Annotated in this window: 25 protein-coding genes and 7 pseudogenes; 17 read left to right on the top strand and 15 right to left on the bottom strand. The window is 67.1% G+C overall.

Features of this window, described 5'->3' with window-relative positions:
- Nucleotides 1-47: 47 nt before the first annotated feature.
- From AC3IYJ_RS39515 to AC3IYJ_RS39495, 5 genes are all read left to right on the top strand, one after another.
- Nucleotides 48-1,700 carry a SulP family inorganic anion transporter gene (locus AC3IYJ_RS39515; protein WP_489403062.1) on the top strand — a complete coding sequence of 551 codons (1,653 nt, stop codon included), beginning with the start codon at nt 48-50 and terminating at the stop codon, nt 1,698-1,700.
- A complete protein-coding gene (locus AC3IYJ_RS39510; protein ID WP_489399281.1) occupies nt 1,697-2,119 on the top strand; it encodes a pyridoxamine 5'-phosphate oxidase family protein in 423 nt (140 codons plus the stop codon). The genes AC3IYJ_RS39515 and AC3IYJ_RS39510 overlap by 4 nt, the downstream gene beginning before the upstream one ends.
- Nucleotides 2,116-2,541: an ATP-binding protein gene (locus AC3IYJ_RS39505; RefSeq protein WP_489399280.1), complete on the top strand. Its 426-nt coding sequence runs from the start codon at nt 2,116-2,118 to the stop codon at nt 2,539-2,541. The genes AC3IYJ_RS39510 and AC3IYJ_RS39505 overlap by 4 nt, the downstream gene beginning before the upstream one ends.
- Before the next feature lie 21 nt (nt 2,542-2,562).
- The gene (locus AC3IYJ_RS39500) at nt 2,563-2,973 is read left to right on the top strand and encodes an STAS domain-containing protein (RefSeq protein ID WP_489399279.1); all 411 of its coding nucleotides are present in this window, start codon (nt 2,563-2,565) and stop codon (nt 2,971-2,973) included.
- Between the two features lie 176 nt (nt 2,974-3,149).
- Complete coding sequence (locus tag AC3IYJ_RS39495; RefSeq protein WP_489399278.1) at nt 3,150-3,485, top strand: ArsR/SmtB family transcription factor; 336 nt, start codon at nt 3,150-3,152, stop codon at nt 3,483-3,485.
- A 106-nt stretch (nt 3,486-3,591) separates the two neighbouring features.
- Here the strand turns inward: AC3IYJ_RS39495 and AC3IYJ_RS39490 are convergent, their stop codons facing one another.
- The 3 genes from AC3IYJ_RS39490 to AC3IYJ_RS39480 are packed head-to-tail and all read right to left on the bottom strand — an operon-like array spanning nt 3,592 to nt 4,333.
- Complete coding sequence (locus tag AC3IYJ_RS39490) at nt 3,592-3,750, bottom strand: DUF6126 family protein (protein WP_385517615.1); 159 nt, start codon at nt 3,748-3,750, stop codon at nt 3,592-3,594.
- The gene (locus AC3IYJ_RS39485) at nt 3,747-3,947 is read right to left on the bottom strand and encodes a hypothetical protein (protein WP_489399277.1); all 201 of its coding nucleotides are present in this window, start codon (nt 3,945-3,947) and stop codon (nt 3,747-3,749) included. The genes AC3IYJ_RS39490 and AC3IYJ_RS39485 overlap by 4 nt, the downstream gene beginning before the upstream one ends.
- Nucleotides 3,944-4,333, bottom strand: coding sequence for an ATP-binding protein (locus tag AC3IYJ_RS39480; RefSeq protein ID WP_489399276.1), 390 nt, complete (start codon nt 4,331-4,333; stop codon nt 3,944-3,946). The genes AC3IYJ_RS39485 and AC3IYJ_RS39480 overlap by 4 nt, the downstream gene beginning before the upstream one ends.
- A gap of 127 nt (nt 4,334-4,460) precedes the next feature.
- On the opposite strand from AC3IYJ_RS39480, the gene AC3IYJ_RS39475 reads away from it, so the two are divergent.
- A complete protein-coding gene (locus AC3IYJ_RS39475; RefSeq protein ID WP_489399275.1) occupies nt 4,461-4,637 on the top strand; it encodes a hypothetical protein in 177 nt (58 codons plus the stop codon).
- Nucleotides 4,638-4,686: 49 nt separating this feature from the next.
- Here the strand turns inward: AC3IYJ_RS39475 and AC3IYJ_RS39470 are convergent, their stop codons facing one another.
- Nucleotides 4,687-5,436: a carbonic anhydrase gene (locus tag AC3IYJ_RS39470; protein ID WP_489399274.1), complete on the bottom strand. Its 750-nt coding sequence runs from the start codon at nt 5,434-5,436 to the stop codon at nt 4,687-4,689.
- Nucleotides 5,437-5,635: 199 nt separating this feature from the next.
- Here AC3IYJ_RS39470 and AC3IYJ_RS39465 point away from each other — a divergent pair, with 199 nt between their 5' ends.
- Nucleotides 5,636-6,028 (top strand): DDE-type integrase/transposase/recombinase, encoded by a 393-nt coding sequence (locus AC3IYJ_RS39465; RefSeq protein WP_489399273.1) that lies wholly within the window; start codon nt 5,636-5,638, stop codon nt 6,026-6,028.
- Here AC3IYJ_RS39465 and AC3IYJ_RS39460 read toward each other — a convergent pair.
- The gene (locus AC3IYJ_RS39460; RefSeq protein WP_489399272.1) at nt 5,976-7,361 is read right to left on the bottom strand and encodes an IS30 family transposase; all 1,386 of its coding nucleotides are present in this window, start codon (nt 7,359-7,361) and stop codon (nt 5,976-5,978) included. The genes AC3IYJ_RS39465 and AC3IYJ_RS39460 overlap by 53 nt on opposite strands.
- Nucleotides 7,362-7,662: 301 nt before the next feature.
- Here AC3IYJ_RS39460 and AC3IYJ_RS39455 point away from each other — a divergent pair, with 301 nt between their 5' ends.
- The gene (locus tag AC3IYJ_RS39455) at nt 7,663-8,472 is read left to right on the top strand and encodes a ubiquitin-like protein (RefSeq protein ID WP_489399271.1); all 810 of its coding nucleotides are present in this window, start codon (nt 7,663-7,665) and stop codon (nt 8,470-8,472) included.
- 34 nt (nt 8,473-8,506) lie between these two features.
- On the opposite strand, the pseudogene AC3IYJ_RS39450 reads toward AC3IYJ_RS39455, so the two are convergent.
- Nucleotides 8,507-8,743 (bottom strand): annotated as a pseudogene (locus AC3IYJ_RS39450) (IS5/IS1182 family transposase); the annotation flags it as partial.
- Nucleotides 8,744-8,929: 186 nt separating this feature from the next.
- Complete coding sequence (locus AC3IYJ_RS39445; protein ID WP_489399270.1) at nt 8,930-9,388, bottom strand: hypothetical protein; 459 nt, start codon at nt 9,386-9,388, stop codon at nt 8,930-8,932.
- 690 nt (nt 9,389-10,078) lie between these two features.
- Between AC3IYJ_RS39445 and AC3IYJ_RS39440 the strand changes: the two genes are divergently transcribed.
- A protein-coding gene (locus AC3IYJ_RS39440; protein WP_489399112.1) for an IS3 family transposase occupies nt 10,079-11,283 on the top strand; the annotation gives its coding sequence in 2 pieces (ribosomal slippage) (nt 10,079-10,319 and nt 10,319-11,283; 1,206 coding nt in all).
- Nucleotides 11,280-11,450 (top strand): annotated as a pseudogene (locus tag AC3IYJ_RS39435) (transposase); the annotation flags it as partial. The gene AC3IYJ_RS39440 and the pseudogene AC3IYJ_RS39435, both read left to right, overlap by 4 nt.
- On the opposite strand, the gene AC3IYJ_RS39430 reads toward AC3IYJ_RS39435, so the two are convergent.
- Nucleotides 11,393-11,929, bottom strand: coding sequence for a transposase (locus AC3IYJ_RS39430; protein WP_489403061.1), 537 nt, complete (start codon nt 11,927-11,929; stop codon nt 11,393-11,395). The pseudogene AC3IYJ_RS39435 and the gene AC3IYJ_RS39430 overlap by 58 nt on opposite strands.
- 12 nt (nt 11,930-11,941) lie before the next feature.
- Nucleotides 11,942-12,750 (bottom strand): IS5 family transposase gene (locus AC3IYJ_RS39425; protein WP_489399220.1). Its coding sequence is split into 2 segments (ribosomal slippage): nt 11,942-12,402 and nt 12,402-12,750, totalling 810 coding nucleotides; the frame shifts between segments, so codons are not numbered across the junction.
- A 653-nt stretch (nt 12,751-13,403) separates the two neighbouring features.
- On the opposite strand from AC3IYJ_RS39425, the gene AC3IYJ_RS39420 reads away from it, so the two are divergent.
- From AC3IYJ_RS39420 to AC3IYJ_RS39400, 5 genes are all read left to right on the top strand, one after another.
- The gene (locus tag AC3IYJ_RS39420) at nt 13,404-13,910 is read left to right on the top strand and encodes a glycine-rich domain-containing protein (RefSeq protein ID WP_489399269.1); all 507 of its coding nucleotides are present in this window, start codon (nt 13,404-13,406) and stop codon (nt 13,908-13,910) included.
- Between the two features lie 64 nt (nt 13,911-13,974).
- On the top strand, nt 13,975-14,961 hold the full coding sequence (locus AC3IYJ_RS39415; RefSeq protein ID WP_489399268.1) for an aminotransferase class I/II-fold pyridoxal phosphate-dependent enzyme: 987 nt from the start codon (nt 13,975-13,977) through the stop codon (nt 14,959-14,961).
- Between the two features lie 225 nt (nt 14,962-15,186).
- Nucleotides 15,187-16,041 carry an enoyl-CoA hydratase-related protein gene (locus AC3IYJ_RS39410; RefSeq protein ID WP_489399267.1) on the top strand — a complete coding sequence of 285 codons (855 nt, stop codon included), beginning with the start codon at nt 15,187-15,189 and terminating at the stop codon, nt 16,039-16,041.
- Complete coding sequence (locus tag AC3IYJ_RS39405; protein WP_489399266.1) at nt 16,031-17,053, top strand: carboxymuconolactone decarboxylase family protein; 1,023 nt, start codon at nt 16,031-16,033, stop codon at nt 17,051-17,053. Before AC3IYJ_RS39410 ends, AC3IYJ_RS39405 begins: the two co-directional genes overlap by 11 nt.
- Nucleotides 17,054-17,078: 25 nt before the next feature.
- Entirely contained in the window at nt 17,079-17,465 is a 387-nt protein-coding gene (locus tag AC3IYJ_RS39400; protein WP_489399265.1) for a DapH/DapD/GlmU-related protein, read from the top strand.
- A gap of 23 nt (nt 17,466-17,488) precedes the next feature.
- Here the strand turns inward: AC3IYJ_RS39400 and AC3IYJ_RS39395 are convergent.
- The 5 genes and pseudogenes from AC3IYJ_RS39395 to AC3IYJ_RS39375 all read right to left on the bottom strand — a co-directional run bounded on the left by AC3IYJ_RS39395 (nt 17,489) and on the right by AC3IYJ_RS39375 (nt 22,103).
- Nucleotides 17,489-18,693, bottom strand: a protein-coding gene (locus AC3IYJ_RS39395; RefSeq protein ID WP_489399112.1) for an IS3 family transposase whose coding sequence is annotated in 2 segments (ribosomal slippage) — nt 17,489-18,453 and nt 18,453-18,693 — 1,206 coding nt in all. Because the reading frame shifts where the segments join, the coding sequence is not laid out codon by codon here.
- Nucleotides 18,694-18,759: 66 nt separating this feature from the next.
- Nucleotides 18,760-19,242 carry a transposase gene (locus tag AC3IYJ_RS39390; protein ID WP_489399264.1) on the bottom strand — a complete coding sequence of 161 codons (483 nt, stop codon included), beginning with the start codon at nt 19,240-19,242 and terminating at the stop codon, nt 18,760-18,762.
- A gap of 601 nt (nt 19,243-19,843) precedes the next feature.
- Nucleotides 19,844-20,302, bottom strand: a pseudogene (locus AC3IYJ_RS39385) (recombinase family protein); the annotation flags it as partial.
- A gap of 223 nt (nt 20,303-20,525) precedes the next feature.
- A pseudogene (locus AC3IYJ_RS39380) lies at nt 20,526-20,924 on the bottom strand (recombinase family protein); the annotation flags it as partial.
- 267 nt (nt 20,925-21,191) lie between these two features.
- Entirely contained in the window at nt 21,192-22,103 is a 912-nt protein-coding gene (locus AC3IYJ_RS39375; protein ID WP_489399263.1) for a transposase, read from the bottom strand.
- Nucleotides 22,104-22,408: 305 nt separating this feature from the next.
- Here AC3IYJ_RS39375 and AC3IYJ_RS39370 point away from each other — a divergent pair.
- Nucleotides 22,409-22,657 (top strand): annotated as a pseudogene (locus AC3IYJ_RS39370) (integrase core domain-containing protein); the annotation flags it as partial.
- Between the two features lie 425 nt (nt 22,658-23,082).
- Nucleotides 23,083-23,516, top strand: a pseudogene (locus AC3IYJ_RS39365) (transposase); the annotation flags it as partial.
- A gap of 119 nt (nt 23,517-23,635) precedes the next feature.
- On the opposite strand, the pseudogene AC3IYJ_RS39360 reads toward AC3IYJ_RS39365, so the two are convergent.
- Nucleotides 23,636-23,776 (bottom strand): annotated as a pseudogene (locus AC3IYJ_RS39360) (IS6 family transposase); the annotation flags it as partial.
- Nucleotides 23,777-23,830: the final 54 nt, after the last annotated feature.

Genomic DNA, 23,830 nt, shown 5'->3' with positions numbered 1-23,830 from the left:
TTAGCCGCGTGCGCTCGGTGCTGCCGGCCCGGGCCGACCTCGCGGTCATGGGCCGCAGCCCCCGCCGGGACCTCCTGGCCGGGCTCACCGTGGCGATCGTCGCCCTGCCGCTCGCGCTCGGGTTCGGGGTTTCCTCCGGGCTGGGCGCGGAGGCGGGGCTGGCCACGGCCGTGGTCGCGGGCGCGCTCGCCGCCCTGTTCGGCGGGTCGAACCTCCAGGTGTCCGGGCCGACGGGCGCGATGACCGTGGTGCTGGTGCCGATTGTCGCCCAGTACGGGCCCGGCGGCGTCCTCACAGTCGGGATGATGGCGGGTGTCCTGCTGATCGGTCTCGCCCTACTGCGGGCCGGGCAGTACATGCGGTACGTGCCGGCGCCCGTGGTGGAGGGTTTCACCCTCGGGATCGCATGTGTGATCGGCCTTCAGCAGATACCCAACGCACTCGGCGTGCCCAAGCCGGAGGGTGAGAAGGTCCTGCTCGTGGCGTGGCGGGCGCTCATGGACTTCGTAGCCTTCCCGAACTGGACCGCGATCGGTCTCTCCCTCTCGGTCGCGGTGGTGATGCTGGCCGGGGCGAGGTGGAAGCCGATGATCCCGTTCTCGATCGTGGCCGTGATCGCCGCGACCGTGATCGCGCAGGTCTTTCACCTGGACGCTACGGCCCCGATCGGAGAGCTGCCCTCCGGCCTCCCCGCCCCCTCCCTCGCCTTCCTTGACCTCTCGGCGCTCGGCTCCCTGCTGGCTCCCGCAGTGGCGGTGGCCGCGCTGGCCGCGCTGGAGTCGCTGCTGTCGGCGACCGTGGCGGACGGGATGACCGTGGGGCAGCAGCACGACCCGGACAAGGAGCTGTTCGGGCAGGGAATCGCGAACCTGGCCGCCCCGCTGTTCGGCGGCGTCCCCGCCACCGCCGCGATAGCCCGTACCGCGGTCAACGTACGTACCGGAGCCTCCTCCCGCCTGGCCGCCCTCACCCACGCCGCCGTGCTCGCGGTGATCGTGTTCGCTGCGGCCCCGCTCGTTTCCAGGATTCCCCTCGCGGCCCTGGCGGGTGTCCTGCTGGCGACAGCAATCCGGATGGTCGAGGTCGGCTCCCTGCGGGCGATGGCGAAGGCCACCCGCTCTGACGCGGCCGTACTGGTTCTGACCGCTGCCGCGACCCTGGTCCTCGACCTCGTCTATGCCGTGATCATCGGTCTCGTCGTCGCGGGGGCACTGGCTTTGAAAGCAGTGGCGAGCCAGGCCCGGATGGAGCAGGTCGACTTCCGCCCGGACATGCCCGGAGAACACAGCGACGAGGAGCACGCGCTGCTGGCCGAGCACATCGTCGCCTACCGCATCGACGGCCCCCTCTTCTTCGCCGGCGCGCACCGCTTCCTCCTCGAACTCTCCGAGGTCGCCCACGTGAAGGTGGTGATCCTTCGCATGTCGCGGGTGACCACCCTGGACGCCACCGGAGCCCTCGTCCTGAAGGACACGGTGGAGAAGCTGAACCGGCGCGGCATCGCCGTGATGACCTCCGGTATCCGGCCCGGCCAGCGCCAGGCCCTGGACGCCGTGGGCGCCCTCGACCTGCTGCGGTTCGAGGGGCGCGAGTACGCCACCACCCCCGAAGCCATTGCCGGGGCCCGTAAACACCTGGAGCAGGCAGGGCTGCTGCCCCGGGGGCACCGACCGCACCGTATCCGGAAGGCCGCACGATGACCGTCCCCACAGACCGCCGCCTGATCGAGGTCTCCGGCACCGAGGCCCTGTGGCTCCTCGAAGGCTCCACCCACGGCCGCCTGATCTACCTCCAGCGCGAGACGGCCATGGTCCGCCCCGCCACACACGTCATGGAGTACGGGCGCCTCGTCGTCCGCGCCCCTGTCCAGTCGGCTGCCGTCCTGGGCCGGTCCCTGCTGACCTACCAGGTCGACGAGATCAACAGCCCGACCGGAACAGGCTGGACGGTGACCGCACACGGCCCGGCCGACGTCATCGGCAATCCGGACGAGGCCGCCCACTACCGCCGCACCCTGTCCGGCTGGACCCACGGGCCGCACGACACCCTGCTGCGCCTGCACCCGCAGCAGGTATCCGGGTTCCGCCTGGCCCGCCCGGTGACGGGGGCGGGCCGGTGAGCGTCCAGGTCGAGACGATGCCCTTCCGGCACGTGCTGGACGTGCCGGCCATGGGCTCGGCCGTCCGTATCGCCCGGGAGACCACCGAGGCAGTCCTCGTGGAGTGCGGAGTGGGGCTCCGTCATCCGAGCGTCGGGCCGGCACTGCTGATCCTGGCGGAGCTGGTCACCAACGCGGTCCGCCACGCCGCCGTCTGCTCCCCGATGATCACCGTGACCTACGCGCACGGGCAGGGCGCGTTCGCGTTCGCCGTCCACGACCGCCACCCCTACCAGCCCGCTCTGTTCGGGGCGCTCGCCACCGCCCCGGGCAGCGGCCTGGCCACCGTGGTCGAAATGACGATGGAGCTCGGCGGCACCGCCGCCGTAAGGCCGGACGCGGACAGCCGCGGCAAGGCCATCTGGATCACTCTCCCCCTGTAGAGACCGACCGAGGAACCGACCATGACGATCGAATGGCGCTACACCACCCGCCAGGACCTGGGCGTGCTGTCCCTTGCCGGGTATCTCGGCACGGACGCCACCGACCGGTTCACCGGCGCCATCGGCTGGGCACTGGCCCGCGGCACCGGCCCGGTCATCCTGGACCTGACCGGACTGCTGGGCTGGTCGGCCGGCGGACAGATCGCCGTGGCCCAGGCCGCGCGCCGCCTGGCCCAGCACGGCCGGTGCCTGGAACTCGCGGCGATCCCCGCGGACGGCTCCCTCGTCCCCGACGCCACATGCTCGCCCGTCACCGTCCACTGCGACCTTCCCACCGCTCTCGCCGCCCACGGAGCCAAGGACTCGATCCGGCAGTGGCACACCGATGACTGGCCCGACCCCCAGCAGCCCGAGGCACCCGCCCTCGGCTGACCAGCGAAGGGCCCGCTCTTGGGGGTCCGAACGTCACGAACGTGCCCCGCAGGGTCCCAGGAGTTGCAGGGATCTGCAATTGTGGAGGTCGCAAGGTGTGACCAGGGGCGATCGGATGCCCCTGCGAAGGAACGGTTCTGGGTGATGAGATGGGCAGTGACAGCAGGGGTACCGAGGTGAGCGCACCGCTGTACCAGCTGAAGGCGGAGTTCTTCAAAACGCTGGGGCATCCGGTCCGTATCCGGGTCCTGGAGCTTCTGGCCGTGCGCGAGCATGCGGTCGCCGAGATGCTGCCGGAGGTCGGGGTGGAGGCCGCGAGTCTTTCCCAGCAGCTGGCTGTCCTGCGCAAGGCCAATCTGGTGGTCACCCGCCGCGAGGGCTCCAACGTTTACTACAGGCTCACCCACCCCCAGATCGCCGAGCTCCTGCGGGTCGCCCGCAGCATCCTCTCCGGCGTCCTGGAGGGCCAGGCCGAACTCCTGGCCGACCTCAAGGCCAGCCGCCACACCTAGGCAGGCATCACGGCGCTGGCCCTCTGAGGCCCGCGCCCCACATACGGCGGCCGTCTTCCGTTAGTGCGGGTTTAACGCGCTTCTGACACCGGAAGACGGCCGCTTCTCACTTCTGGGCATGCTGGCCCAGGTAGAAGAGCAGCCAGATGAACCCGGCGAACACGTGCGTACCGAAGATGTAGAAGAAGGCGCGCATGGCGACGCCCTTCTCCTTCCACTTCTCCTGATCCGCAGCCGACTTGTTCTCGGAGGCGTTGTCCTTCATGACGCGGCCTCCTTCCCGGTCACTGGTTCCTGGAGCAGGTGGCTATAGGGACGCACGAGGATCTGCATGCCGTGGTCGCCGGCGTGCTCGATGGCGGCCGCGACCTCCCCGGCCTCGACGGTGACGATGTCTGGTTCGGCGCCACCGAGACAGGTGATCTGATAGAGCCGGGCGGCTGGTCTGGTGCTGCTGGTCACGGTGTGCCTCCCGGCAGGATGAAGCGGACCACGACCGTCTTGCCGCGTGTTTTGCCGGCGGGCTCGATACGGAGCTCGCCGCCGAAGGTGCGGGCCAGGTCGGCCACCGTGCGCAGTCCCTGGCCCGAGGTCCGGTCGGCGTCGGCCAGCGTTATGGGGCTGGGGTCCAGGTCCGCGACGGAGACCACGAGCAGGTGGTCGCTCATGTGGAGGGTGACTTCGGCTTCCGGGGACTGCTGGGCGTGGCGGACAGCGTTGGTGACGAGCTCACTGACCACAAGCAGCGCGGCCCCGACCAGGGAAGATGAGCTCTCCAGGCCAAACAGGACCAGGGAACGTTCGGTGCGCTCACGCGCGGCCCGAACCGAGCCGGGCGCCAGCGGCACCGTCCACGCGTGCTTACGCGTCTGTGGCGGCGCAGGCTGCCCACTGGGGTGACGGGCCATCACCGCGGCCTCGTCCAAGCCGGTGACACCGGCGCGGTCACCGGCTGTCCCCGCCGGTGGCCACGCCGTGATCGCGGGCCACCCGCAGCGCGTCCTCCAGCTCATCGGCGGCCTGCGCCTCCTCGACGGCATCATCAGCCTCTCGCGCAACCGCCAGACGAGCCCGCGCCACACGGACCCGTTCCAGCACCGCTTCTGCGAACCCGGCCACACCGCAACCCCCGTCCACCGAATCCAGAACTAGCAAATTGCATAACTCTGCAAGTCTAGCGGGTGCGGCGGCGCCAGGAGGCTCACGCTGGCTGCGGCCAGTGGACCTGGTGGACCCGCTGGCTGGTCAGTTCGTACCGGGCCGCGACCACAGCCAGCTCGCCCGCGGCGACCTTCTCCGCCAAGGACGGCTCGACGGCCAGGCGGGAGCGGACCAGCCGCACGTTCGCCGTGATGGCTGCATCCACGCGCGCCACCCCATGAAGGGTGCGGTCGATTGCCGGACGGATCTGGTCGGCCAGGTATTGCATATGGCCGGGCAGTCGCATCCCGTCCTCGGCGGCGTGGACGGCTGCGGTGACGGCCCCACACGACTGATGCCCCAGAACGACAACGAGCGGGATCCCCAACTCCAGGACCCCGTACGTGATGCTGGCGAGGACCGCCTCGTCGAGTACCGAGCCCGCCGAGCGCACCGTCAGCAGATCACCCAGACCCTGGTCGAAAACCAGCTCCGGAGGGACGCGGGAATCGACGCAGCCCAAGACCACGGCGAAGGGATGCTGCCCGGAGACCAAGGTCTGCCGCACCGCCCGAGTCTGGTCGGGATGCCGCTCGTGGAACGTTCGCCAACGGGCATTGCCCGCGGCGAGTTCCCGCATCGCAGACTCGGGAGTCCTGGGCCGCAGTCCCTTCCCGTCCACGTGGGTGAAGGTCGAGGCTGCGGGGGAATCGGACACCAGCCCGGCGACCACCGCCACGGCTCCCGTCAGCGCAGCCCGGACAAGCCGACGCCGCCCAAGGGGTACACGGCGTTCAGCACTGCCTGTCATGCAGGGACAAAGTAGACGCACCCATGCGGGAGCACGGGCTGCCGCTTCAGGCTTGGCCTGACCTTGAGGAAGTCTTGGAGAATGGCCCCGATCCAGGTCGGCATGGATCGGATGCGCGGTCTCCTGCGGCGGACCGCCCGGCGTCTCGGCAGGATTCGGCCTCGGCCTGATATGGCGGCGGCACACCGTGGCCCGCCTCATGGCCGGGCTCACCCTGCCCGGACGGAAGGTCCGCCACCGGCGGGGGCTGACCCGGCCCGGCAAGCGGCCGGCGGGCCCTGACTTCGTGCGGCGGGATTTCACCGTGAACGCTCCGGACCAGGTGTGGTGCGGCGACATGACCGAGATCACCACCGGCGAGGGCAAGCTCTACCTGGCCACCGTCATCGACCTGTTCTCACGCCGACTGCTCGGCTGTGCGATGGGCGCCCGTCACGACGCCGAGCTGGTCGTGGCGTCCTTGAACATGGCCGCGGCCACCCGCGGCGGCGACGTCAGGGGCGTGATCTTTCACAGCGACAGAGGCAGTGAGCTTGGACTCAACCGGTCGTCGCAACACCGGCTTCCTGGAGGGATAGTAGGTGCTCGTTGAGGGCTTCGGCGGGGGTCTTCCAGCCGAGGGTCTTGCGGGGTCGGCTGTTGAGGGTGAAGGCGACGGCCTGGAGCTCTTCGACACCCCAGCGCGACAGGTCCGGCCCCTTCGGAAAGTACTGCCGCAGCAGACCGTTCGTGTTCTCGTTGGTACCCCGCTGCCAGGGACTGTGGGGGTCGGCGAAGTAGACCCGGAGCCCGGCATCGACGCGAAGCTGGGCGTGCTGGGCCAGTTCCGTGCCCCGGTCCCACGTCAGCGACCTGCGTAGTTGCTCGGGCAGCGTCGTGATGGTGGCGGTGATCGCGCCTTTCACGGCCTCGGCACCGCGGCCGGCCAGCGCCGGCCCGTTCTTGGTGCGCGGTTCGAGGCCGAAGCCTTCCATCCGGGGCAGATGCAGCAGCATGGTGAACCGCGTACTGCGCTCGACCAGCGCGCCGATCGCCGACCGGCCGGTGCCGATGATGAGATCGCCCTCCCAGTGCCCCGGGACAGCTCGGTCCTCGGCCTCGGTCGGCCGCTCGCTGATCAGCACGTCAGCGGTGACGTGCCCGCGGACACTCTGCCTGGTGCGCTCCCGAGGGACCCGCAGTGAGCGTCCGGTACGAAGACAGGCGACCAGCTCGCGCTTGAGAGCCCCGCGTCCCTGGACGTAAAGGGCCTGGTAGATCGCTTCCGGGGAGATCCGCATGGACTCATCTTCAGGGAAGTCCACCTTCAGCCGCTGCGATATCTGCTCTGGACTCCAGGAGGTCGCCCAGCGCCGGTCCTGACGGCGGGGCTTGTTCCTGCCCTGCCACGGCGGCACCTGCGGTCCCTCGACGACCCGGCCGTCCAGGCCGTGGACGACGTGCCCGGCCAGCCGGTCCTGCACGTACTCGCGCAGGCGCTCGTCGGCCACCAGCTTCGCCGTCTTCGGCCGCTGAGCCCGCCGCTCGGCATGCCACTGCGCCAGCGAGGCCCGGTACTCCAGGTGGTAGCTCCGCGTGAAGGCATTGCGCCGCAGCTCCCGCGAGATCGTGGACGGCGAACGACCCAGACACCGTGCAATGGCACGGACCCCGATATTCCGGGCCCGCAGCAGCGCGATCTCCTCCCGCTCGGCGAACGACAGGTACCGGCCGGAGACGATCGGACCAAGGCACGGATTCACCCCGCCAGCATGCCGAAACCACCTCGAACCCACCGCAGGCGAGACCTCGATAACAGCCGCGGCGTCCACCGAGCTCACCCCCCGCGCGATCGCCCGCCAGAACCTGACCCGGTCCTTGTCGGTGGCGGGTGAAAAGTGGACCGTTGGCGGATTGCGCCCCCCTTGTGACCGGCGCCCGCGCACGGAAGAACACGCGGTTACGCCCCCACACGCCCCCACCGCAACTCTGGCCCTTCTCACTACGGGAGCAAGACAGTTGGGGGAACGACGCGCCTCGGCGTCAACGGTCTGTCCTGACCTTTGGGGAACGCTTATGCCTTCTGCCTTTTGTTTTTCAGGTCTTCGTGCCCGGCGGGTTTTGGCCGGGGTCACGGCCACGGTCGGTGTCCTGCTGCCTGCGGTCGTAGCTGCTCCTGTCCATGCGGCCCAGGCGCCGTACACCACGCCAGGCAGCTCCAGTTCCGCAGCGCCGGCCGGCAAGGTGTTGTACAGCACGCCGGGCGACCACGAATTCGATGTGCCGCCCGGTGTCACCCGTATCACCACCTCCGTCACCGGCGCCGGCGGAGGCGGCGGAGGCGGCGGAGGCGAGTTCGGCGGCTCCGGAGGCGGTGGAGGCGGAGGCGCCACCGTCCACTGCACCCTGAATGTTCAACCCGGCGAACGCCTGCTCATTCATGTTGGGGCCGGCGGGGCCGGCGGTCCAAGCGAAGAGAACGGGGAGAACGGGGATACCTCCCAGATCACCGTCGGCAAGGACATCAAGGCTCAGGCCAACGGCGGCGTAGGCGGCAAGGCCGGCGGCCTAGGAGCCGGTGGAGGAACCGGTGGCACCGCCGTGCGCTGCGGCAAGGGGACCCACGCCAAACTCCACAACGGGAACCCCGGCAGCGGAGGCTCTACCGGCGCCGCCGGAGGCGCACCCGGTGCGAAGGTACCGAGCGCCTGCCCCGCCGGCACCGGACAGGGCGGCGACGGCGGCAACGGCGCCGGCAACAACGGCAACAACGGCTGCGTCGTCCTGAGCGGCAGCGGCGTGGGCACTCCCCCGAAGAAGACACCCTTCGAGATCTTCGTCCAGGAGCTGACCGGGAAGACCATCACGCTCGAGGTCGTAGGAAAGGACAAGATCAAAGACGTCAAGGCCAAGATTCAGGACAAGGAAGGGATCCCGTCGGACCAGCAGCTTCTGACCTTCCAGGGCAAGGTGCTGGAGGACGCGCACACCGTGGCCTACTACAAGATCAAGCCCGAGAGCACCCTCCAGCTCGTTCTTAAAAAGCCAAATCCATGAAGTTACGGGTCTGCTAAGACCGTCCGCCAGTAGGTCATCGGATGCGTGAGGTGCGGGGTCGTGTGTCCCATCGGTAGTGGGTCCAGGCCCGGCGGATGAGGTGGCGGACGGTGACGAAAATGCTGGCCAGAGCGATGTAGAACTCGATCGTGGCCTTGCGTCGTTCGGTGCAGCGGCGGAGTTTTCCGAAGTTGTTCATCCAGGAGTTCGTGCGCTCGACGACCCAGCGTCCGCCGGTCTGGATCGCGACCTTCTCTCCGCGTGCGGTGATCCAGGCCTGGACGCCACCTCCTCGCCGCCCGCCCCCTGGCGACACGAAATGACCGAACGATTCATCACCTGGAAGCAGACCACCGGCTGCACAGCAGCATCCTGACCGCGACCCGGCGACACGAGCACCTCCCACACACCCGAACTCACCGATGAACACCACAAGTTGATAGCACCCGGAAACAGATCACCGGCATCGGACACCAAGCCGGACAGCCGGCGCTGCCGCCCCGTACCGGACCTTCCGTCCAGGCCGGCGAGCAGCCCGTTCGATCCAGGTCACACCGTCCGGGGGGCCGTCCTCGATGCCGTGCCCGGCGGTCTGGCTGTTCTCGTAGTACCGGACCAGGCCTTCCAGTAATGGCGTCTGGGCCCGTAAGCGGACGGCCATCGACGGTGTCAGCTCCTCGCCGTCAACCAGTACCCGGCCGCCCGCGCCTGCCGCGACGGAGAACATCGAACCGTCCGACGCGAAATGGAACCGCACCAGCGCCCCCTCGCCCAACAGGCCCGCCCCGACCGCTTGCTGCCACGCTTCCCACCGCCACGAAACCCCTTCAGCAAACCAGCCCGGCACCTCCCCCGCACCACCGACCGCCCCACACCCCAGACCGCCCCGCCCATCCCCCACCGCACCCAGGTCCACCACAAAATCCCTCCACACTCACTGGCCTCCGAGCGACAACAACGAGCCCCACCACCCCCAGGAACCGCACCACACCAGCCAACCCACCCAAACGAACCACCCGCACCGCCAAGGCCGACGCCCCCGCTGAGGACACGGCACTCACCCCTGCCCAGTCCACACGCATGACCGATTCAGCTTTCCGCCACCACATGAGGATTTGAGCCACGTTCATATGCCAGGGACACAACCGGCCCCAACGCCACTACACTCGATACCCAGATCTTGGAGGAAAGCAGACCGGAGCCAAGGAATCACCCCGCCAGGGACGGCCCCCGCGAAGAGGGCCCGACCGTGGGAATCCGGCATGCGGGCGCCGTTCCTCGAAGCGGCACGACAGAGACCCCGCACCTCCGCCAAGACGTCCCGGGGTCTCTGTCAACAGTCGCCGAGGCAAACCACCCCCACAGCGCAAGCGGAGACTGCTCACGCCACCCGTCAATGCCCAGGTCCTCAAATATGGAACGTTCAGCCGAATACCACCAACAGCCCCCAAACCCGATGGGACATCAGACGGATCTACACCTGGACGCGAAGCTGACGCCACCAAAAAGCACGGGACTTCCCCCATCGGGGAAGTCCTGAGGTGATCCCCGTGGTGTGGACACACCTGACAATGGATCTTGTTGATCCTGGAAGGTGTAAATCCACGTGGCAAGGCCCTCGAAGTACAGTGCGGAGTTCCGGTCCGACGCGGTCGCGTTGTGGCGGGCCTCGGCCGGCAGGCGGACGTTTCGGGACGTCGCGGCCGATCTGAACGTCAACCCCGAGACGCTGCGGACCTGGGTGCGTGACGCCGAAGACCGTCCGGTCGCCTCCGGCGCGTCGCAGGACACCGAGGCCGAGCTGGCCCGGCTGCGGGCGGAAAACGCCAGGCTGGCCAAGGCGGAGAAGGAATGGCAGCTCGAGCGGGAGATCCTGCGACGGGCAGCCGCCTATTTCGCGCGGGAGATGAAGTGAGGACCGCCGCTTGGGACTTCGTCTCCGCCCACGCCGAGATGTACGGCATCAAGCGGATATGCCGGGTACTGGAAGTTTCCCGCTCGGGCTACTACCGGTGGATCGCCGGCGCCCAGGCGCGGGCCGAGCGGCAGGGAACCGAGGACGCCCTGGTCGCCGAGATCCGCGAAATCCATGCCGAACACCGCGGAAACTACGGCGCGCTCCGAGTCCATGCCCAACTGCGGGGCTTTGGGTACACGGTCAACCGCAAGCGCGTGGCCAGGCTGATGCGCAAGCACGGCATCGTCGGCCGCCACCTGCGGAAAAAGAAGCGCACCACGATCCCGGACCGCCTGGCGCCGCCGGTGCCAGACCTGCTCCAGCGGGACTTCACCGCCGGCACGCTGGACGAGAAGTGGTGCGGCGACATCACATACGTGCAGGTCGGAACCGCATGGCTCTACCTCGCTTGCGTCATCGACATCCGATCCCGCCGGGTACTCGGATGGTCGATGGCCCCGCACATGCGGGCCGAGCTCGTCATCGACGCACTCCAGGCCGCGGTCGCGACCCGCGGCGGCGACGTCACCGGAGTGATCTTCCACGCGGACCGCGGATCGCAATACACCTCGGCCGCGTTCGCCCAGGTCTGCGATCGGTACGGCATCCGCAGGAGCATGGGCCGGGTCGGCTCCAGTTACGACAATGCCCTGGCCGAGAGCTTCTGGCAGGGCCTGAAACGAGAAACGATGCACCGGAAGCTGTTCTCGACGTTCCGTCAGGCGAGGCTGGAGATCTTCCAGTGGCTCACCTACTACAACGCCCGCCGACGCCACAGCGCGCTGGACTACCTCTCCCCAATGGAGTTCGAACAGCAGCACCACAAGACAGTTAAACTCTCACTCGCAGCATGACCCCTGTGTCCACATTCCGGGGGTCACCTCAGGCCGTCTACGCGATCCGCTCCGGCGTCGAAGGCACGATCCACCAGGCGGTCACGGCCGGCGGCACCCGCAGAACCCGCTACACAGGACTACGGAAGACCGCTCTCGCACACGTCCTCACAGCCACCGCCGTCAACCTACTCCGACTCGACGCCTGGTGGACTGGACAACCACTCGCCCCCACTCGGACATCACACCTTGCCTCACTCGACCTCACCGCGTAGGCAATTGGGCAACAAGGTCTCTCGATCCACTCGAATATCGCGGTGTGGGCGGCGGCCCGGCTGGGCCAGGGTCGGCTGTCTCCGAGCTCGTTCTTCAGAGTGGAGAAGAACGATTCCGCGAGGGCGTTATCCCAGCACTGACCCGTGCGGCCGACGGACAGCCTGACCACGAACTGCCCTGCCAGCTTGGCGAGTTCACAGCTGGTGTATTGGCATCCTCGGTTGGAGTGAAAGATCACTGGGCCGGACGGACGGCGGGTGTGGCAGGCGGCCTCGAGGGCGTTGGCGACGAGTTCGGTTCGCAGGTGGTCGGCGGTGGCCCAGCCGACGACGCGGCGGGAGGCGATGTCGATGACGGTGGCCAGGTAGAGCCAGCCCTCGTCGGTGGCGATTTCGAAGTCATCTCATTTGGTCAGTCTGCGGTAGCAGATGAGGGTGCAGGCGATGCTGGTGAAGGCGAGGAAGTGTTCGGCCTTGCGTTCGTAGCGGCGGTGCAGGCGTCGGCAGCCGGCGAGCCAGGACATGGTCCTTTCGACCACCCATCTGTGGCGGCCGAGCCGTTGTGAGGACTCGATGCCTCTGCGGGCGATGCGGTGTCTGATGCCGCGTCCGCGTAACCATCGTCGCAGGTGGGCGTAGTCGTAGCCCTTGTCCGCGTGGAGCTTGCCGGGCTTGCGTCGTCGGCGTCCGCGGCGGGATCGGATGGGCGGTATGCCGCGGACAAGGGGCTCGAGAGCCTGGCTGTCGTGCAGGTTCGCGCCCGAGATCGCGACGGACAGGAGCAGACCGGTCCGCTCGGTGATCAAGTGGATCTTCGAGCCGAACTTGCCCCGATCCACAGGATTCGGACCTGTCAGATCCCCCTTTTCAGGGCCCTCATGTTCACCGAGTCGATCGCGCAGCGGGACCAGTCGAGTTCACCGCGGACGCCGAGTTCGTCGAGGACCAGCCGGTGGAGCTTGGCCCACACCCGGGCCTCGCTCCACTCGGAGAATCGTCGGTGGGCTGTCGCCCCCGAGGGGCCGAACGATGCCTTGGGAAGCTGCTGCCAGGTACAACCCGACGTCGCGACGAACACGATCGCGGCCAGTACTTCACGGTCACCATGCCGGCGCCGCCCACCGCCCTGAGGCCGCGACGGCGCGTCCGGCACCACCCGCTGGAACAGCTCCCACAGCTCGTCCGGCACCAGCCGTTCAACGATCCCCACCATGGCCGACAGTCTACCCGCGAAGCCCAAATGAGATGACTTCTTAGCGCCCCTGCTCCACCAACCGCATCAGCCGCACCGTCCAAGCCATCCACACCCTCCTCACCTGCAACTATCCAGGATGAAAGAGGTTCACTAACGCACAATCTTGCGACATGCGCAACAAGTCGGGGAGCCTGGCGCCCTTCCCCTGTCCCCATGGCTGGGCATCTAATGAAGTACCGCCCGCAAATATCAGGGATCGATGCCGCTGCGCTCCCGAGATCGGCGGTCGTTCTGGCGCGCCCCGAATTCTGCAAGAAGCAGGAAATTTCGGTGAGCATTTCGCCGCGCGAGAGGAAAATGTCTCCTCTCTCGATTTGTGGGCAACTAAAAGAATCTTGGCTCTGCGTCTTACGTCAAGGACTTGTTGGCGCTAGCGTCGTCAATCAGATCGGATGTCAGTCTGCAGGAGTTGATTGACATCTGTCACGCCGCAATTCTGGATTGGAGATGCAGGGATGACACTCAAGGACCTGAAGCGAATCGTTACGGAGAAGCACTTCGATGTATTCGCCACGTATGCTCACTGGTGTGCCAAGAGCTGACCGGCGTTGATGTCTAGGGTGCCCGCCAGGAGGCGGGCACCCTCCCAGGACGGATCCAAAGGAGGTGCCGTGGAAAATATCGACCTGCTGTCCTATTTGACACCGAAGATGCGGGAGATTCTAGAAAGGGCGTTCCCGGGCCGGCCAGATGGGGAACTACAGGAGCAGATAGAGGAATGTCTCAAGTTTCTCTACATCGCCTCGCTCGGTGGGCGCACCTTCATTCCCCTCAGCAGCGAACTCGATGATATCTGGCATGAACTGATCGTCGAGACACGCTTCTATCAGGATTTCTGCTCCAGCCTTCCGGGCGGGCAATTCATGCACCACACATCCATCGACATGCAGGCCTATGCGCGTGAGATCGGCAAGGATCGGGCAGTTGAGGAAGCCCTGGACTGGCTCCCCAGATATTATCTCTATTTCGGCGAGTTCACGGACCGGCGGGCGAGGTGGTGGTCAGTCGTTCAATTCCTCCGAAATGAGATGAGCCTGTCTCTGAAGGACATCAACGACGTTGCCCGGGACGCCGCGACCGTCATGGTGAGAGCGGACATTGCTGCGTCCTCCTCTTGAAGGGCGGCACCGCACAATGTCGTGCTTCGGGCGGGGGATTCGGAGAGACGAGGAGGCGGCGCCAGTGCGACGTGAAGTTCCCACGCTCGGCAGTGATCTGACGGAATGCCCCGTCGAGCCCGCCGAGGAGATCAAGGCAGCGGTTCTCCGACGATTGGGGGAGGCGTCGTGGCGACGCTATCCGGGCCGGGAACAGCCCGAGGCGATCGCCGCGGTAGCCGCGCATCTGGGGGTGGACCCGTGTCGCGTCCTTCTGACAAAAGGGGCGTCAGAGGCCATCGCGTTGGCCATAGGCCTTTACGGCCGCACCGAAGCGGGGATCCTGGCGCCCGTGCCAGGATTCATCGGTTACGGCATGGCCGCCCAAGCCCAAGGCATCTCGCTATGGGGTTATCCAGCATCAGAGCTGCCGGAGTCGGCCCCGGGGAACGCCCGGGACGGTTCCCCGCTGATCGTCTGCTCGCCGAACAATCCGACAGGTCATGTAGCCGGGCTGGACTATCTCATCCGCACCGCCCGAGTGCGACAATTGATCTGCGACCTCACCTATGACGCCTTCGCAGACGAACCGCTGACCCTCCATCTGACGGAGCTCACGGATGCCGGGGTGATTTGCGTCATCAGCCTCTCCAAGGCCTACGGGTTCGCAGGAGCCCGGATCGGGGCTCTGGTCGCTGCTCCCGAGGCCCTCAGGTGTTTGGCCCACAGGCAAGAAGCATTTCCTCTGAACTACTTCCAGTTAGCCGTCGCCGAAACCCTCTTCGGCCCCGACGCGCCACCCACCCGGGATGCGGGCATTACCTGGGTGCGCCGCGAACGTCGGCAAGCTCGAGCACTGCTCGCCCGCTTGGTACCGGAGGCAATGATCGGCCCCTGCCAGGCCAACTTCGTGCCGCTGGCCACGAGCGGGTGCGGAGAGGACCTCGTCCGTCGCATCGTCATGAAGACGGACTGCCAACTCATCAGACAGCACTCCCTCCTCCGTATCACCGTCAATCCTCGTACTCTTTCGGGTCTCAGCGCTCTCATGCGGGGCCTGACACGAAAATAACCCCGTGGTTGCCTGGCTCAGGCAGTATTGCTTGGTCGCATCACCTGCATCGTTGGCATGGAAAGGGCGCCCGGGAGGAGTGATTCCGCACAGCTCATGCCATGAGCACGCCGTAATCGGTGAGTGCTTCGGCAACGATCCGTGCGCCCCCGGGCTCGTGTTGTCATCCCTCTTCTCAAGAGATGGACAGTAATGACTGTTACGGCAAGTAATTCGGGAGGCGCTATGGCCACCGTGAGCGACAGTACGGGCTTGGTACCGGTGCGGAGTTGGGAGGATGTGCGGCTGCTGCGCGCCGGGCAGGTGACCGTGATCGAGCTCAACCGCCCACAGCGCCACAACGCGTTCACCACCGACACAGTGGATCACCTCCTGGAGGCCGTGCGGCAGGCTCGTGCGGAGCGAACAACGGGGGCCATCGTGTTGACCGGGGCAGGCCACAAGGCGTTCTGCGCAGGGGGTGATCAGAAGCTGAGGGCCAAGGAGGGGCACTACGGCACAGGAGTCTCAGGGCAGCTGGCGACAGAGGAGCTCTACCGAACGATCCGGGAATGCCCCAAGCCGGTGATCGCGGCGGTGAACGGTTACGCGTTCGGCGGCGGCCACGTGATGCAGCTGGTCTGTGACCTGTCCGTTGCCTCGACCACTGCGGTCTTCGCCCAGCCTGGTCCGCAGGTCGGTTCTTTCGACGCCGGCTACGGATCAGCCTATCTGGCCCGAGTGGTAGGGGAGAAGCGTGCCCGCCAGATGCTGCTGCTGGGGGAGCGCATCGACGCCGCGACGGCACTGGCATGGGGGCTGGTCAACAAGGTGACAGAACCAGAGCTGGTCATGCCGACGGCTCTGGAGTGGGCCCGGCGCAGCTGCGCGCTGTCTCCGACTGCTCTGGCTGTACTCAAACACTCGCTGAATGCGGATACGGAACATATCGCGGGTCTGGGACGGGTGTGCTTCGACGCGCTGATGTTGTTCGGGCATACCGACGAAGCGAGAGAGGGCTATACGGCCTTCGCCGAGAAACGCCCGCCCGACTTCGAGCCGTTCCGCACGGGCGGGAATGCTGATAGCGATGACCAGTGAAGTGGGGCCGCAGTCCCGGCAGGTGCCGGACTTCGACCAGATGTACGCTCGTGGCCTGGACACCTTCACCTCGCTGGTACCCGGTGGCCGCGAACGCCTGAACGAGATCTTCGCGGCTGCGCCAGGCCTGGCCCACGTGGCGGTCGGCACCGTCTACGGCTATCTGCACCACCGAACGGCACTGGATGCCCGGGCACGGGAGATCGCCGCGCTGGCGGCGATCATCGCCTCGGGTACGTGTGGCACTCCGCTGGCCGTGCACGTACGCACCGCCCTGGCCGCCGGACTCGCGCCCGCCGAGATCGTCGAAGTGGTGCTGGAGTGTGCCGCGTTCAGCGGATTCCCCCGAGCGGTCAGTGCTCTGCCCGTCATCGAGGATGTTTTCGGCGAGGCCGGAATCCACTGTCCCCCGCTTCCCGCGCCCCGTCAGACAGTCCTCGACGAGATCGATACTGCACGGCACTCGTTAGCCACGCACCAGGCCATGGACGACGAGTCCTGGGCGGCCCCTCTGTGCAAGCCCGGAGTCGAGACCAGCGTTCACACCATCGCCCCCAACCGGGCACTCGTCGTGGCAGCCCACAACGGCCAGGTATGGCCCGAGCAGGTGCTGCACGTGTGCGTCGCTGAGGGCCAAGTGGTCGAGGTGACCCGGCTGTCTGGGGCCGATGAGCTGTCAGAGACAGCTCCCTTGCCCAGCACGACATCACGCGCACGGCACGCGCTGGCCTCACTCCTGGATGACCTGCGCGCCATTGGTCAGGGCCCCGGAGCGGAGCTGGTCGTCGCCGACCCGGATCTGCTAGATCAGGCAGCCCCGCTCAGCGACGTACTGGCCGCAGGGATCCGGCCTCGTCTGAGCGCTGTCGACGCCCACACCGCTGTCGCGGTCTTCCGCGATCACCGGACACCCCACGCCGTCGTGGCCGTCGGCTTCGCCGACGACACCGGACGCATCCACCGCCTCCACGTCACCCGAACCGCACCAGCTCCCCGCAAGCCCCTGTCCTGACCCCCGCCAGCAGGAGAAGCCCATCATGGCTCCCGCCTACGCCTTCGACAATCACATCCCCGTGGTCCACCCGGAAGCCTTCGTGCATCCCGACAGCGTGCTGACCGGCGATGTCCGCATCGGGGCCAACTGCTACATCGGCCCGTGCGCCAGCCTGCGCGCTGACTTCGGCCGCATCGTGATCCACGACGGCGCCAACATCCAGGACTGCTGTGTCGTCCACTGTTTCCCCGGTCGCGAAACATTCATCGGCGCGGGCAGCCACATCGGGCACGGCGCGGTCCTGCACGGCTGCCGCATCGAGGCCGACGCCCTCATCGGTATGAACGCCGTCATCATGGACGGCGCCCTCATCGGCGCACAGTGCATCGTCGGTGCCAACAGTCTCATCAAAAGCGACCAGGTGAGGTGACCCCCGGAATGTGGACACAGGGGTCATGCTGCGAGTGAGAGTTTAACTGTCTTGTGGTGCTGCTGTTCGAACTCCATTGGGGAGAGGTAGTCCAGCGCGCTGTGGCGTCGGCGGGCGTTGTAGTAGGTGAGCCACTGGAAGATCTCCAGCCTCGCCTGACGGAACGTCGAGAACAGCTTCCGGTGCATCGTTTCTCGTTTCAGGCCCTGCCAGAAGCTCTCGGCCAGGGCATTGTCGTAACTGGAGCCGACCCGGCCCATGCTCCTGCGGATGCCGTACCGATCGCAGACCTGGGCGAACGCGGCCGAGGTGTATTGCGATCCGCGGTCCGCGTGGAAGATCACTCCGGTGACGTCGCCGCCGCGGGTCGCGACCGCGGCCTGGAGTGCGTCGATGACGAGCTCGGCCCGCATGTGCGGGGCCATCGACCATCCGAGTACCCGGCGGGATCGGATGTCGATGACGCAAGCGAGGTAGAGCCATGCGGTTCCGACCTGCACGTATGTGATGTCGCCGCACCACTTCTCGTCCAGCGTGCCGGCGGTGAAGTCCCGCTGGAGCAGGTCTGGCACCGGCGGCGCCAGGCGGTCCGGGATCGTGGTGCGCTTCTTTTTCCGCAGGTGGCGGCCGACGATGCCGTGCTTGCGCATCAGCCTGGCCACGCGCTTGCGGTTGACCGTGTACCCAAAGCCCCGCAGTTGGGCATGGACTCGGAGCGCGCCGTAGTTTCCGCGGTGTTCGGCATGGATTTCGCGGATCTCGGCGACCAGGGCGTCCTCGGTTCCCTGCCGCTCGGCCCGCGCCTGGGCGCCGGCGATCCACCGGTAGTAGCCCGAGCGGGAAACTTCCAGTACCCGGCATATCCGCTTGATGCCGTACATCTCGGCGTGGGCGGAGACGAAGTCCCAAGCGGCGGTCCTCACTTCATCTCCCGCGCGAAATAGGCGGCTGCCCGTCGCAGGATCTCCCGCTCGAGCTGCCATTCCTTCTCCGCCTTGGCCAGCCTGGCGTTTTCCGCCCGCAGCCGGGCCAGCTCGGCCTCGGTGTCCTGCGACGCGCCGGAGGCGACCGGACGGTCTTCGGCGTCACGCACCCAGGTCCGCAGCGTCTCGGGGTTGACGTTCAGATCGGCCGCGACGTCCCGAAACGTCCGCCTGCCGGCCGAGGCCCGCCACAACGCGACCGCGTCGGACCGGAACTCCGCACTGTACTTCGAGGGCCTTGCCACGTGGATTTACACCTTCCAGGATCAACAAGATCCATTGTCAGGTGTGTCCACACCACGGGGATCACCTCAGGCCTTCCATTCCTCGGTGGTCTGATCCGCGCGGACACGTTCAAGGACGGCGTCTTGATCTTGCGGGCGAACGGTGAGCTGGCGACCGTAGCGTGTCGAGTTGGTGCACTGACCGCGGGAGGGGCAAGGCGCGCAGGTCTCGGTGGCGAAGCGGATGCGGATCGCGGATCGCTGGTTGTTGTCGAGCCCCTCGGTCCAGTAGCGGCTGTGGGCGCCTGTGGGGCAGGTTGCGCGGCGTGCGTCCCAGTCGATGCTGAAGGATGCCTTGTCGTAGCCGGTTGCCTGGACGGTGCGGCGGGTCATGGGCCGGACCGGGCCGATGACGCGGACGCCTCGCTGGCTGGGCGCCTTCAGCAGGAGCTCCGCGGAGATGTAGCCGGCGTCCATCAGGTGTTCGCCTGGCATCAGGCCCTTGGCGTCGAGCCGGTCGTGGATCTCGTCGACAACCACCGGGTCGCCGACCGTGGCGTCTGTGGTCACCACGTGGGTGATCAGGTGTGGTTGGCCGGTCTCTTTGGCGTCGCAGGTCTCGGTGAAGTGGACGACCGCGTTGCAATAGGTAACCCGGGGTGGGGTCCGAACTGGTGGACGGTATCGAGTGTCTGATAGTGATCTTGTCGGGGCCGATCCGAACTTCCTTGACCACCGCTCGCAGGACGCGCTGGCGCTCCAGGACCGAGGTGGTGCGCGCGCCTTCGCGGAGCCGGCCCAGGAACCCTTCCAGGTTCTCGGCGAGTTTGAGGTAGGCCTGCTGGTCGACGAGTTGGGCAGCCAGTGCCTCGAGTTGGCCGTGGAGGCCTTGCCGCTGGGCTCGCAGCCCCGGGACCCGCTCGCGGAGCTCCTCCAGGGTGATCAGCTCTTCTTGATACGCGCCCACCAGGCGGTTGATCGCCGCTTCGGCGGTGGTGATCTGCTGGTGGAGCCGTTCCTGGCGAGCGCGGACTGGGTCGGCGTCGCGCATCCGCGCCAGGCGACGCTCCAGCTCGATGCGTACCAGCGCAGGGTCGGCGAGCAGAGCGACCACCTGCCGCCAGATCAGCTCGTCGAGATCATCTGCCCGAAGCGGTCGGCTGGTGCAGACCCGGAGGCCTCCCGGCAGTTGCCATCCGTTGGTGCCCGGGCAACGGTAGTAGCGGTACTTTTTCGGGCCGGGTCCCTGCGAGGTCCGACTGTAGGCGAAGCCGCAGACGTCGCACACCAGCAGTCCCTGCAGAAGGACCGGGACCTTGGTGTTGCGCGGGGAGAACTTCGCGTTCTCCGCCAGCCGTCGCTGTACCAGGGCGAAGACCTCCTCGCTGACCAGCGCGGGAACGGGGATTTCGATCCATTCCTCGCGCGGTCGGGCGGTGACTCCGGCCTGCGGTGAGATGCTGCGTCCGGCAAGGCGTGAGGTCCGGTTGGGGCGGGAGGGAGCGGCCGCGGTCCGGGTCTTCCCGAAGCATGCCCGCCCCGTATAGGCGGGATTGCACAGTAGCCGGCCGAGCGTGCCGGCGTCCCATTGAGGGTTGCCCTGAGGGGAGGGGACGTGGTCGCGGGTCAGTTCCCGGGCCAGTGGCCTGCATCGAGACCCCGCCGGCCGCGTACCGCTGGAAGATCCTGGCCACCACCGGGGCCTCGGTCGGGGCGACCGCGTAGGCGGCGGCCCCGTACTCGGCCCGGGACAGGTACCTGTAGCCGTAGGGGGCCCGGCCCAGGACGCTGGCCTCGCCGTTCCGGGCCCGGTGCAGCTTGCCCCGGCGGGTGCGCTCTGAGGTCTGGGCCCGCTCGTACTCGGCGATCATGCCCTGGAACTGCACCATCAGGGCCTGCTCGGGGGTGGTGGCCACCGGGTTGTGGATGAAGACGACTTCGGTGCCGTTCTTCGTCAACTCCTCGACCAAGACCACCTGGTAGGCGTAGTTGCGGGCCAGCCGGTCCGGTGACAGGCACACCACCCGCTCAACCAGCCGCTGGGCACTGAGGTCCCGCAGCCGCTCCAGGGCCGGCCGCACCAGGGTCGATCCCGACCATCCCTCGTCGGTGAACACCCACTCCGGGGGAATCTCCCACCCCTGTCCCTGGGCGTGTTCCCGCAGGCAGGCAATCTGACTGTCGATCGTCTCGTGCTGTTTCTGCCGCGCCGAGGACACTCGGGCGTAAAGCGCTGCATGGATCACGGCCATCACCTCGTGGGCCTGGGTGAACAGCTCGTCCCCGGACAGGGACGAGGATCTGGTAGGCAGCGGCGAGCTCCACCGCACTCAGCCGGTCGAGGACGAACTCGACCGTGATCCCGGGGAGGCCCATCAACGCTCCAGGCCGGCGGTGAACTCACCGCACACGGCCGGATTCCGGTGGGACATCGCCGCGACCACCACCTGCACTTCGACCGTAGCGCCGGATGCCTCACCCGTCTGCGGCCCTGGGCGACCGGGTTCTCAAGTCTGCTGTCAGACCCGCGGTGACCTGGAACTCGAAGTTACCTTTTGCGATGTAGGAGTCTGGATCTTGTAGCCGTCCCAGGCCGAGCCGCGCTTGACGGCGTTGCGGGAGTCGGGGTCGTAGGGCGAGGTGATCCGTGCTCTGCTGGGCGGGAGCTCGGCCTTCCCCCGCCAGGCCACCTCCTGTACTTCGTCCGTGATCGTGCGCTGGAACTGCTGGAGCCATACGGTCCACAGGATGCCGACGGCCGAGACCTGCGGCAGCCAGGCCGGGGCGCTGACCCCGAAGGCCGCTTCGAGGAACTGGTAGCCGTCGGCCGCGATGCGCCAGGTCAGTTGGGTCCGTTCGTTCTCGTCGCTCGGCAGTCGGTAGGAGTCCACCCGGGCCCCGTACTGTTCTTGCCAGCCCCCGGGCATCCAGGAGGCGAGCCACTCGGGTGCTGCGACGGCAACCGCCTCCAGGGCGGCCCTCAGCGTCTCGCCGACGAACTCCAGGCGGTTGAGATCCCTCACCGCGGCGAGGATGTGGGTGGAGTCGGTGCGCTGCCGGCCCCGGCCGGACACGAGCTCAAGCTCGTTGAGCCGCACCAGCAGCAGATCCAGGATCTTCCCCTCCAGCCCGTGGGCCAGGAGACGGTCACGGAAGCCGCTCAGCACGGTGAAGTCGAACCCGGGGTCGGCCAGTTCGAGGCCGAGCAAGTACTTCCAGTCGATTCGCGCGCGTACTGCATGAGCGGCCTGCCGGTCGGTCAAGTTCTCCGCGAACTGCAGCACGCTGACCAGCGCCAGCTGCCCCGGCGCGACACCGGGCCGGCCCCGCACGCCGAACGCGGACCTGAAGATCTCGTCATCGAAGAGCGGACCAAGCGCATCCCGTACCCGCATCGCCAGGCAGCCCTTCGGGAACGCTGCCCGAGCCACCGCCCTCGTCCCGTCAGGAACCTCCCGGCCCGAGTCTGCCCGCATCGACACCCGACTCTCCGCCCCACGACCGAATGAGGCCTGCCACCCAAGCCCCGATCCTCAGGCTCCACCCCTCAGCCACGAGCCAAGACCGAGATCAACGGCGTTCACCCAATTGGGCAACGGGGTCATCGAGAGCTGGTACAACTTGCACCGGCTCCACAGCAGCCTCGGCTACCGCAGCCCCGCCGAATACGAGACCGCCCTCACAGCCTGACCAACACACCAACCGTGTCCGTCAAAACGGAACAAGCTCAGGTTTCGGGATCCGCAGGAGCATGGGGCGCGTCGGGTCGAGCTACGATAACGCGCTGGCCGAATCGTTTTGGCAGGGACTGAAGCGAGAGGCCCTGCGCAGGCCGTTCACGACGATCCGTCAGGCCAGGCTGGAAATATTCCAGTGGCTCACCTACTACAACGTCCGCAGGCGCCACAGCTCGCTCGGCTACCTCTCACCCGCCGAGTTCGAACATCAGCAACAGCGAGGCCGTAAACTCACACTCGCTGCATGAACCCCTGTGTCCACACTCCGGGGGTCACCTCACCGATCTCCCGCTACCACGACCGCCAGCAAGACGGCCGCCCGGACACCAGCCGCACCGTCACCCGCCTCGACATCAGAATCCTCAAACCCGAAGCACAGCTACCTGCCGCCTCACACAACGACCGTCACACCCCGCCCGAAGACCGCCGCCGCCAAAGTGTCCTGGAAGTCCTCGACACCGAGCCCGACCCGCTATTGGCACCCACGCGACCTCGCCCGCCACCTCGGCGACGTCACCCTTGGAACCATGCGCCGACAACTCGACCGATGGGCCCGCCACGGACATATCCGCAAAACCGGACCCGCCACCTACACCAGCCAAGGCACCCGATAACCCCCTTGCCACCAGCAAGAATCCTTTAACTACCCGGCCTTGAAGCAAGCCCAGACTCCACCGACCGCAAGAAGGTCGCCGCCGCGCTGAAGCCCGTCTACACGGCCGTCGACGAGACCGCCGCTCTCGAGCAGGTCCGAGAGGACTGGGCAGGCAGCATCCCGGCACGATAAGCGTGTTCGAGAACTCCTGGGCCCAGTTCATCCCGTTCCTCGACTTCGACCAGGACATCCGCCGCGTCACCCACACGACCAACGCGATCGAGTCGATGAACCGCAACCTGCGCAAACTCGTCAAGACCTCCGGGCACTTCCCGTCCGACGACGCCGCACTCAAGATGCTCTACCTCGGCATCCGCAACATCGAAGGCCGGCACATCGACGGCCACGGAGCGAAGGTCCCCGCCGGCCGGACCCGCGGCACCGGAACCCTCGGCTGGACCCGCGCCATGAACCAATTCCAAATCCGGTTCGGCGACCGGCTCCCCCTCTGACCAACATCAACCCACAGCAACCACAACAGGAACCAGAACCAATGGAGCACCACACCCATCACACACAAGCGAGTTGACATCCTCTCCAGGTCGGCATCGATGTTCGCTGACAGCACCCAGTGGGAGACGATCACACCGCGTTCGAGTATCAGCTCCTCAACCTCGCGGTAGCTGAGGGGAAACGGAAATACAGCCAGACACAGTGCGAGATCACCTCGACCGGATACCGGTGGTTCTTGGTACGACGGAGGCACACCCAAAACACAACCGGCTCCCCTCGGCCCCCCAACCCCAAAGTCACCCCACCCCAACCG

The sequence above is a fragment of the Streptomyces sp. GL_140 genome (assembly GCF_057834465.1).
The sequence above is the reverse complement of the archived record's forward strand: the minus strand, read 5'-3'. Positions and strand labels throughout refer to the sequence as shown.